General features: G+C 64.5%; 1 protein-coding gene. It reads right to left on the bottom strand.

Translation table 11 applies throughout. The features are described from left to right. Positions 1-338: NAD(P)-binding protein (locus E5W87_RS35700; RefSeq protein ID WP_292408746.1), on the bottom strand; the 338-nt coding region annotated here is incomplete at both ends.

Genomic DNA, 338 nt, shown 5'->3' with positions numbered 1-338 from the left:
CGGCTTGTCGACGCCGACATTGATCCCACAATGGAAGCTCACGCCCTCGCCCTGCATCTGCTCGATGCGCCGATCGATATAGTGCTTCTCGATCTTGAAGTCAGGAATGCCGTAGCGCATCAGCCCGCCCGGCCGGCTCTCGCGCTCATAGACGTGGACGTCGTGGCCGGCGCGGCCAAGCTGCTGGGCGGCGGCCATGCCGGCCGGCCCCGAGCCGATGATTGCGACGCGCTTGCCGGTCTTCTTTTCCGGCGGATAGGGCCGGATATGGCCGGTTTCATAGGCCTTGTCGGCGATCGCCTGCTCGATCGTCTTGATGGCGACCGGAATGTCCTCGA

Source organism: Mesorhizobium sp. (genome assembly GCF_004962925.1).
Lineage (GTDB): Bacteria > Pseudomonadota > Alphaproteobacteria > Rhizobiales > Rhizobiaceae > Mesorhizobium.
Note: the sequence above shows the minus strand (reverse complement) of the source record. Positions and strands in the feature narration are given on the sequence as shown.